Genomic DNA, 8,310 nt, shown 5'->3' with positions numbered 1-8,310 from the left:
CGGTCGCGCGCTTCGACGCGGCGGAACGCCGGTTCGCGGAAATGACCGCCACCTGGCACCGCCGGGCGCGGGCGCGGCACCCGGACTGGCCCGCCGTCCCCGATGACGTCTACCTGGCGATCGCGGGCGCCATCGCCAAGCTCGTGCGGACCGCCGTGCGCAACGGCCAGACCGACGCGCTGCCGAAGATGGAAGACACGCTGCTGTCCCTGAACCTGTCCGTGCTAGCCGCCCGCCCCTGGCCCCCGGCGGATGCCTGGTCCTTACACCTGCCTGTCCAGGTGGGCCGCGGCGATTTTCTTCGGGATGACCATCCGCCAGGCGTCCGTGACTAGTTCGCGCATTTCTTCGCGGCTTAGCGCCGCCATTCGCGCGTGCACCCAGTGGAAGCGCTGGTCGGACAGCCGCGGCATGGCGAACTTGTCCGGCTCGGCCGCGATCAGCGCGGCCCGTTCCTCTTTCGGGAACCCGAAGCCCATCGTCGACTCGTCGGGCGAGATCGCCACGTAGACGATCTTGCCGACCCGGAACTTGACGTGGTCGTGGATCAGGTGCTCGGAAGTGCGCGGCAGCGACATCGCCACCGCGCGCACGTCCGCCGCCGTGACCACGTCAGCTCCCGGTGACCAGTGAGTAGGTGACCAGGGTCTGGTCCGGGTGGTCGGCGACCTGAAGGACCGCGTGGGAGTACTCGACAGGGCCGAGCCGGGGGTGGCGGAGCTTCTTTGCGCCGCTGCCCCCGATAGCGGTGACGTCGTGGCGCGGCCACCAGTCCCTGACATGCTCGCTGTCGCGCTGAAGCTCGGCGATCAGGGCGCTGATATCGGGGTCGTCCGGGTACCGGGCGGCGGACAGCCGGAAGCGGCCGAGCATCGCTCTGGCCTCCGGCTCCCACTCCAGGTAAACCTCCCTGGCCTGGTCGGTGGTGAACATCCAGCGCACCAGGTTGCGTTCGCCAGGGGGCCCCGCCGGCCAATCGCCGAACAGCTCGCGCGCGGCGGGGTTGGCCGCCAGGACGTCCCAGCGGCGGCCCTTGACCAGAGTCGGGAACGGCTCGAGCCGCTGGACCAGGTCGGCCACTGCGGGATCGAGCAGCTCAGGCGGCGCCGACCCGCCCGCGGCGCCCGGGACAGCACCGCTGTCGCCGTCCGGACCGTAGGCCAGCACGTGCAGGTAGCGCCGCTCGGCGGCGGACATCCGCAGCGCGGAAGCCAACGCGTCCAGGACCTGTTCAGAAGGCCGCACGGGGCGGCCCTGCTCGAGGAACGTGTAGTAGGTGACGGACAGGTGGGCCAGCATGGCGACTTCCTCGCGGCGCAGGCCAGCCGTGCGCCGGCGCCCCGCGGACAAGCCCGCGGGCAGGCCAACGTCAGCGGGCACGAGGCGCTCGCGCCGGGACCTGAGCAGCTGGCCCAGCGCCGCCGGATCTCCGCCGGCCGTCATGGTCCCCAGGGTACTCATGGCAGTACCAGTAAGAAACGGCTCTGGTTACCGCTGTCCGGGACGCTGACGATGGGAGCCATGGCAACCATCACCATCCCCGTCGAAGACGGCACCAGCTTGCCGGCGTACCTGGCCCGGCCCGCGGCGAACCCGGCACCGGCCGGGGTGATCGTGGCGCACGAGCTGTTCGGGGTCAACCCGGACATCCGCGGGGTAGCCGACGACCTGGCCAAGGCCGGGTTCCTGGCCATCGCGCCGGAGTTCTACCACCGGGACGCCGCACCAGGCCGCTGGCTGGACCGCGATGACGCAGGGCGGCAGGAGGGCTTCGGCTACCTGCAGCGGCTGCGACGCGACCAGGCGGTGGCCGACGTCGCGGCGGCCCTCGCGTGGCTGAAGTCGGAGCCGGGCATCGAGCGGGTCGCGGTCGTCGGGTTCAGCGCCGGCGGCCACCTGAGCTACCTGGCAGCCTGCCGGCTGCCGGTCAGCAGGACCGCCGTGCTGTACGGCGGCTGGCTGCCCGGCACCGACATCCCGATGAGCCAGCCCACGCCCACGCTGGACCTGACCCCGGGAATCACCGGCCGGATCCTGTACCTGGTCGGCGAGGACGACGCGCTGATCGACGCCGGGCAGCGGAAGCAGATCGCCGCGGCGCTGGCCGCCGCGGGTGTCGACCACGAGCTGGTCAGCTATCCGGGGGTCGGGCACGCGTTCTTCTGGCCGGGGACGCCGCCGTTCAGCAAGGAGGCCCGTGACGACGCCTGGCGGCGGATAGTGGAGCTGCTCGCGTCCTAGCCTCCGGTCCTTGCGCGGCAAAGGGCCAGCACGTTGGCGATGATCTGGTGGCCCGAGCGACCGGCGGCGGTGAGGATCGACTCAGGGTGGAACTGGACGGCCCAGCGGCCCGCCGCCTCGTCCTCGATCGCCATCACCACGCCGCTGCGCCCGTCCGCCGAGCTGAGCGCGGCGGTGACGGTGAAGCCGCCCTTCACGGCCTGCTCCTCGGCGTAGATCGAGTGGTAACGCGCCGCGGTGAACTCCGGCGGCAGCCCCGCGAACAGCGACGTCCCGTCGCGGACCACGATCCGCCCCGGCTTGCCGTGCTGCGGCTCAGGCAGCAGCGACAGCTCCCCGCCGGCGTGCTCCACCATCGCCTGCAGCCCCAGGCAGACGCCGAACGCGGGCAGGTTCCTTGCGTCGAGTTCGGACAGCAGGTCGTCGCAGTTGAAGTCCGACGGGCGGCCCGGCCCCGGCGACAGCACGACGAGGTCCGGGGCGAGCGAGTCGAGCATCTCGGCGCGGAACCCGGCGCGCAGCGTGGTCACCTCGGCGTCGTGCTGCCGGAAGTAGTCGCCGAGGGTGTGCACGAACGAGTCCTGGTGGTCGACGAGCAGCACCCGGAGGGGCCGGCTGCCGCCAGCGGCGGCCGGGGCGCGCGGGACTACAGGCGCGACCTTACGTTCCGACTCATGAAGGGTTTCGATCAGGGCGCGAGCCTTGATGTAGGTCTCCGCCTCTTCCGCGAGCGGATCGGAGTCGTACAGCAGCGTGGCGCCGGCCCGGACGGCCGCGATGCCGCCGCTGATGTGCGCGGTGCGCAGCGTGAGGCCGGTGTTCATCGACCCGTCGAAGCCGATCTTTCCGACGGCGCCGCCGTACCAGCGGCGCGGCGCGGTCTCGTTGTCCTCGATGAACTGCATCGCCCAGGTTTTCGGCGCGCCGGTGACGGTGACCGCCCACATGTGCGTCAGGAACGCGTCGAGCGCGTCGAACCCGGGCCGCAGCCGTCCCTCGATGTGGTCGACCGTGTGGATCAGCCGGCTGTACATCTCGATCTGCCGGCGGCCGATGACCTTGACCGAGCCGGGCACGCAGACCCGCGACTTGTCGTTGCGGTCCACGTCGGTGCACATGGTCAGCTCGGACTCGTCCTTCGCCGAGCCGAGCAGCGTGGCGATGTTCGCCGCGTCCTCCAGCGGGTCGGTGCCGCGCGCGATCGTGCCGGAGATCGGGCAGGTCTCCACCCGGTCCCCCGTCACCCGGACGTACATCTCCGGCGACGCGCCCACCAGGTACTCGCCGTCGCCGAGGTTGAAGGCAAACTCGTAGGGCGCCGGGTTCCGCTCCCGCAGCCGCTCGTAGAACGCGGCCGGCGACGCGCACCGCCCGTAGAACACGTGACCGGGCACGACCTCGAACAGGTCGCCGCACTTGAAGCGCTCCTTCGCCCGCTCCACCATCGCCGCGTACACCCCGGGGGTGGGATTGACAGGAATATCTTTAACGTCCCCGGGCGGCTCTGGCGTGTCCGCCGTCTCCCTTGCGTGGCCCGCCGTCGAGGCGCCGCCGGCCGCGAACTCATACCGGTACACGACCGCCTCCTCGCGGCGGCGGTCCAGCACATAGATCTCGTCAGGCAAATGCAGGACCAGGTCCCGCTGGTCACGCGGCCGGTCCAGTCGCAGCCGCACTGGCTCGAACTGAAACGCCAGGTCATAGCCGAATGCCCCGTACAGCCCCAGATGCGGATCCGCGCACCCCAAGGCCGCGACGATCTCCCGCAGCACGCTGAACACGGTCGGCTGCCGCGACCGCTCCTCCTCGGTGAAGGCGCCTTCCCCTTCGGGCACGACCACGGTAATCTCGGCTGGCGCTGTGATCTCGGCTGGCGCTGTGATCTCAGCCGCGGCCTCCGGCCGCTTCTTGCTGTTATCAGCTGGCTGCTCGTGGCCGGCTTTCCGCATCGCGTCGGCGATCGCCGGCAGGATGACCAGGCCGCGGTCGTTGAGCGCGCGGGCGGTGACGTACCGGCCGTGGGTGGTGATCTCCACGGGCGGGTTCACGTACGCCATGTGCCAGCGGCTGTACCGGCCGGGATACTCCATGCCCGAGCTGAGTACGCCGCCGCGGCGGCGGTCGACAAGGTCGGCAATGCGGGTCAGTTCGGCCGGAGCGAACGCCTCGGCGGTGCGGGTGACCGCCACGCCGCCGGCGGTTGTCAACTCGATGGTGTCCACCGTGGGCCTCTCCATGTCAGGTATGGCCCGGCATCCGGCGGGAGAAACGAAAAGCGACCGCCATCTCCGGGCGGTCGCTCAGACTCAGCTACGGACACCGCCTACGGGCGGCGCCACCACTGAAGGTCAGCAAAAGTTCTCATCGCGGCAGAGCTTATCAGTCAGCCGGGCCTGTCAGTCAGCCGGGCCTATCAGTCAGCCGGGGCAAGCGGAGCGGGTGTCGGGCATTTGCCAAGCGGCCGCCGCGCCCGTGATTACCTCGGCGGCTTCGCGCATGTCTGGGGTGCCGCTGACCTGCTGGCCTTCGAGGAAGGCGCTGACCATGGGCAGGACGCTGCCGTCACCGAGGAGGCCGCCGTGGAAAGCCGGGACGACCACCACGTCCGGCGGGAGGCTGCAGACCGGAAGGGTCAGGGCGTCGGCGAGCGGGACCACCGCCAGCCAGCGCAGTGACTTGCCGGACTGGTCGGCGACCGTCTCGAAGTACCTGGCGCCGAACTCGCTGACCGAGTTGAGCAGGTGCTGGGCGCCGCTCGGGCCGTACGGTGAGATCTCGCCGGCCAGGTGATTCAGTTCGTTGAGGGCTTCCTCGGACACGGAGGCGGCGTCCGGTCCCGACGGGTAGCTGACCCGGCCTGGGTCGACGATCGGGCTGAGCAGCACCACGGAGCCGATCGGGAGGCCGGGGTGGCGGCTGAGCATGGCGTAGACGCCGAGGGTGCCCTCGCTTTCCGCGACCACGTCCACCGGGCGGTGCGTCTGGTTGTGCAGCACTTCGAGCTGGGCGGCGATCCGGTCGCCGAGCACAGGCAGCGGCAGGTCGTCGGCGGACGGCCCGTGGCGCACCGGGAAGTCCCTCGCGTCGAGTCCGACGTAGGAGAACTGGCGGACGTCCGCGCCCGGCATCTTCGCGCGCAGGCCGTTGGCCGCGTCGCAGCAGGACGAGCCCCAGCCGGAGACGACCAGGACCGCCGCGCCCGCGGCCGCTGTGGCGGTCGCGGGGGTGGCCGTGACGGCAGCCGTCCCGCTGTGGGCCGTTCCGCCGCTGAGCGTGTTCGCCGCGGCCACTGGGCTTGGGGTGCTGATCGGCAGCTGGATCGCGCCGGTGAACATCATCCGGGCCACGCCGACCACCAAGGCGAGTGTCATGAACGCGACGATCGGCGCGAACGGCAGGCCGAACAGCACCTTGGCAGGCACCGACACCGGGCTGCGCGGGTGCACTCGGGCGGCTATTCCGGCTAGCCCGTACCAGACGCGGGCGTTGACCATGCCGGTGACGGCCGTGACGCCGAGCGCCGCCGCGGTGCCCAGGTGCGCGATGACCGCCGCGCTTGCCGACAGCACGAGGAAGCTGCCGAGCAGCCAGAGCACGGAGCGCAGCGGCGGCAGCCGGCGCCACCAGGCCACGATCACCCCGCCGTGGCTCAGCGCGGCGGCGATGCCCAGCATGATCGGCAATGCGGCCAGGAACGGCCAGGAAAACGGCAGCACCGCGGCGCCGAACGCCAGCGTCACGGCCGGCGAGAGCAGCACCCAGGCCAGCCCCGTCAGCGCCATGCAGGACCAGAAAGGGCGGCCCAGGCCTGGCGCGCGCAGCTCACGCGGCCAGGCCAGCCGCAGCAGCGCGGTGTCCACCGCCGCCCTGACGAGCAACACGGTCAGCGTGACGCCGGCGAACCCGAGCCAGGACCCGCTGTCGGCGAACAGCCAGCGCAGGTCGTGATAGGCGGCGAGTACCGGAAGGGCGGTGACCTGCGGCGCGACCGGACGAGCGGCCGGGGCGATGAGCGTGAGAAGTCCAGCCTCGGCGACGGCCCCGCCGGCCGCGGCGAGGATCAGTCCCCTATGCCGGAGAAAGCCCCCGGCCGGCAGCCTCACGCGCATTCTGCAATCCGGTTTCCATCCGGGGCAACATCTCTCAGCGGAGGCACATTCCGGATTTAGACCACAATCCGGAGTATCCCTCCGGTCGGTCCCCGTACGGAAACTATTTACCGGCGCGGCGGGCGCGGGCCCGGCGAGAGCGCGGGACAGCAGCGCCCGCCACCACCTGGCTCGGGTCGAGGCCGAGGAGCAGGCAAGGTCGCGCTTGGTCATGAATTGTCGTACCGTCTGGCCATGCGCGCGACACGCTAAGGAGATGACCGGATGAGCACGTCCACCACGACCACGCTCGCGGAACTGCCCTCGTTCAAGGGCAAGGAGCTCGGGACCAGCGACTGGTTCGAGATCACCCAGGAACGGGTGAACACGTTCGCTGACGCCACCGACGACCACCAGTGGATCCACGTGGACGTCGAGCGGGCGAAGGCCGAGTCCCCGTTCCGCGGGCCGATCGGGCACGGCTTCCTGACGCTGTCCCTGTTCGTGCCGATGTGGTCGCAGATCCTCACGGTCACCGACGTGAAGATGGGCGTCAACTACGGACTGAACAGGGTGCGTTTCCCCGCGCCTGTTCCGGTCGGGTCCAGGATCCGGCTCACCGCGACGCTCGTGGACGTGGAGGAGTTCAGGGGCGGGCTGCAGCTCGTCGCCGGCGGGGTGATCGAGCGGGAGGGCGGCGACAAGCCGGTGTGCGTGCTGGAGTCCGTCACCCGCCTCTACGGCTGAGCGAGCCGCACCGGCGGGAGTAGCCTGTGCCTGTGGGCGACGCGCTTGATCACGAATGGTTCTGCGAGCGGGCCGAGGCGGAGATCGCGCGGATGGCTTCGGTCGCGTCCGGGGCCGGACTGTCCGCTGTGGTGCCGACGTGCCCGGGATGGACGGTCGCGCGGCTGGTCAAGCACACCGGGATCATTCACCGGTGGGCCACCGAGATCGTGGCGACCCGGGCCACAGCGCGGATCGACCAGCGTGACCTGGCTGTGGGGCTGCCGGATTCCGAGGCCGGCTACCCGTCATGGCTCGCGGCCGGGGCGGCGCCGCTCGGCGCCGCGCTACGCGCGGCGGGGCCCGATACCCCAGTCTGGGCGTGGGGCCCGGCGCAATCGTCCGGCTGGTGGGCGCGGCGAATGCTGCATGAGACGACCGTGCACCGGGCGGACGTCGAACTGGCCGCCGGCCTCGTTCCTGACGTGGACCCGGTGGTGGCCGCCGACGGGATCGAGGAGTTCCTGGCCAACCTGCCGACCGCGCGGCGGCCGTCGGAGCACCTGGGGTCGCTGCCGGCCGGAGCGTCGCTGCACCTGCACGCGACGGACGCGGATGGCGAGTGGCTGATCCGGATCGCCGCGGACGGCGGCGGGGTGGAGTGGTCGCGAGGGCACTCGAAGGCGACCACGGCCGTGCGCGGTCCGGTGGCTGAGCTGCTGCTGTTCACGTACGGACGGGTGCCGGGGAGTGATCCACGGCTGACCGTGTTCGGCGACCCGGCCCTGCTCGAGGTGTGGCAGGAGAAGACGGCCCTGTGACGGCTGACCGTTGACGGGGGCGGGACGGCTGCTCGCGATCAGCGACCTGCACATCGGGTACCCGGAGAACCGGGAGTTCGCCGCCTCGCTGCGGCCTGAGCACCCAGACGACTGGCTGATCGTGGCCGGCGACGTCGGCGAGGTCTTCGCCGACGTCGGGTACGTGCTCGCCAGGCTCGCCGACCGGTTCGCGCGGGTGATCTGGACGCCGGGCAACCACGAGCTGTGGACGCTGCCCGCCGACCCGGTGGCGGTACGCGGCGTGGCCAGATACGAGGCGCTGCTGAAGGTGTGCCGCCGCTTCGGCGTGCTCACCCCTGAGGACGAGTTTCCGGTGTGGCAGGGCTCAGCCGGGCCGGTGACGATCGCCCCGCTGTTCACGCTGTACGACTACTCGTTCTCGCTTTCCGGCGATGGCGCGGCCGCTACGCGGG

The 8,310-nt window shown here is 71.1% G+C and carries 9 protein-coding genes; 5 read left to right on the top strand and 4 right to left on the bottom strand.

What is annotated here, in order from left to right; translation table 11 throughout:
* A partial coding sequence (locus tag WA805_RS28505; RefSeq protein ID WP_425243869.1) for a hypothetical protein occupies positions 1-335 on the top strand: 335 nt, incomplete at its 5' end.
* Here the strand turns inward: WA805_RS28505 and WA805_RS28500 are convergent.
* Positions 264-611: an MmcQ/YjbR family DNA-binding protein gene (locus WA805_RS28500; RefSeq protein WP_422324071.1), complete on the bottom strand. Its 348-nt coding sequence runs from the start codon at positions 609-611 to the stop codon at positions 264-266. The genes WA805_RS28505 and WA805_RS28500 overlap by 72 nt on opposite strands.
* 1 nt (position 612) lies before the next feature.
* Positions 613-1,443, bottom strand: a complete 831-nt coding sequence (locus WA805_RS28495) for a helix-turn-helix transcriptional regulator (protein WP_424558931.1) — start codon at positions 1,441-1,443, stop codon at positions 613-615.
* 78 nt (positions 1,444-1,521) lie between these two features.
* Here WA805_RS28495 and WA805_RS28490 point away from each other — a divergent pair, with 78 nt between their 5' ends.
* Entirely contained in the window at positions 1,522-2,241 is a 720-nt protein-coding gene (locus WA805_RS28490) for a dienelactone hydrolase family protein (protein WP_422338200.1), read from the top strand.
* Here the strand turns inward: WA805_RS28490 and WA805_RS28485 are convergent.
* Together WA805_RS28485 and WA805_RS28480 are read right to left on the bottom strand one after the other, a co-directional pair.
* The gene (locus WA805_RS28485) at positions 2,238-4,478 is read right to left on the bottom strand and encodes an anthranilate synthase component I (protein ID WP_425243868.1); all 2,241 of its coding nucleotides are present in this window, start codon (positions 4,476-4,478) and stop codon (positions 2,238-2,240) included. The two genes, WA805_RS28490 and WA805_RS28485, sit on opposite strands and share 4 nt — an antisense overlap.
* A gap of 180 nt (positions 4,479-4,658) precedes the next feature.
* Entirely contained in the window at positions 4,659-6,350 is a 1,692-nt protein-coding gene (locus WA805_RS28480) for a hypothetical protein (RefSeq protein WP_425243867.1), read from the bottom strand.
* Between the two features lie 264 nt (positions 6,351-6,614).
* Here WA805_RS28480 and WA805_RS28475 point away from each other — a divergent pair, with 264 nt between their 5' ends.
* The 3 genes from WA805_RS28475 to WA805_RS28465 all read left to right on the top strand — a co-directional run.
* The gene (locus WA805_RS28475; RefSeq protein ID WP_422282495.1) at positions 6,615-7,076 is read left to right on the top strand and encodes a MaoC family dehydratase; all 462 of its coding nucleotides are present in this window, start codon (positions 6,615-6,617) and stop codon (positions 7,074-7,076) included.
* 32 nt (positions 7,077-7,108) lie between these two features.
* The gene (locus WA805_RS28470) at positions 7,109-7,876 is read left to right on the top strand and encodes a maleylpyruvate isomerase family mycothiol-dependent enzyme (protein WP_425240343.1); all 768 of its coding nucleotides are present in this window, start codon (positions 7,109-7,111) and stop codon (positions 7,874-7,876) included.
* 10 nt (positions 7,877-7,886) lie between these two features.
* On the top strand, positions 7,887-8,310 hold a 424-nt coding region (locus WA805_RS28465), incomplete at its 3' end, for a metallophosphoesterase family protein (RefSeq protein ID WP_425243866.1).

This window comes from Trebonia sp., assembly GCF_049794275.1.
GTDB lineage: Bacteria > Actinomycetota > Actinomycetes > Streptosporangiales > Streptosporangiaceae > Trebonia.
The sequence above is the reverse complement of the archived record's forward strand: the minus strand, read 5'-3'. Positions and strand labels throughout refer to the sequence as shown.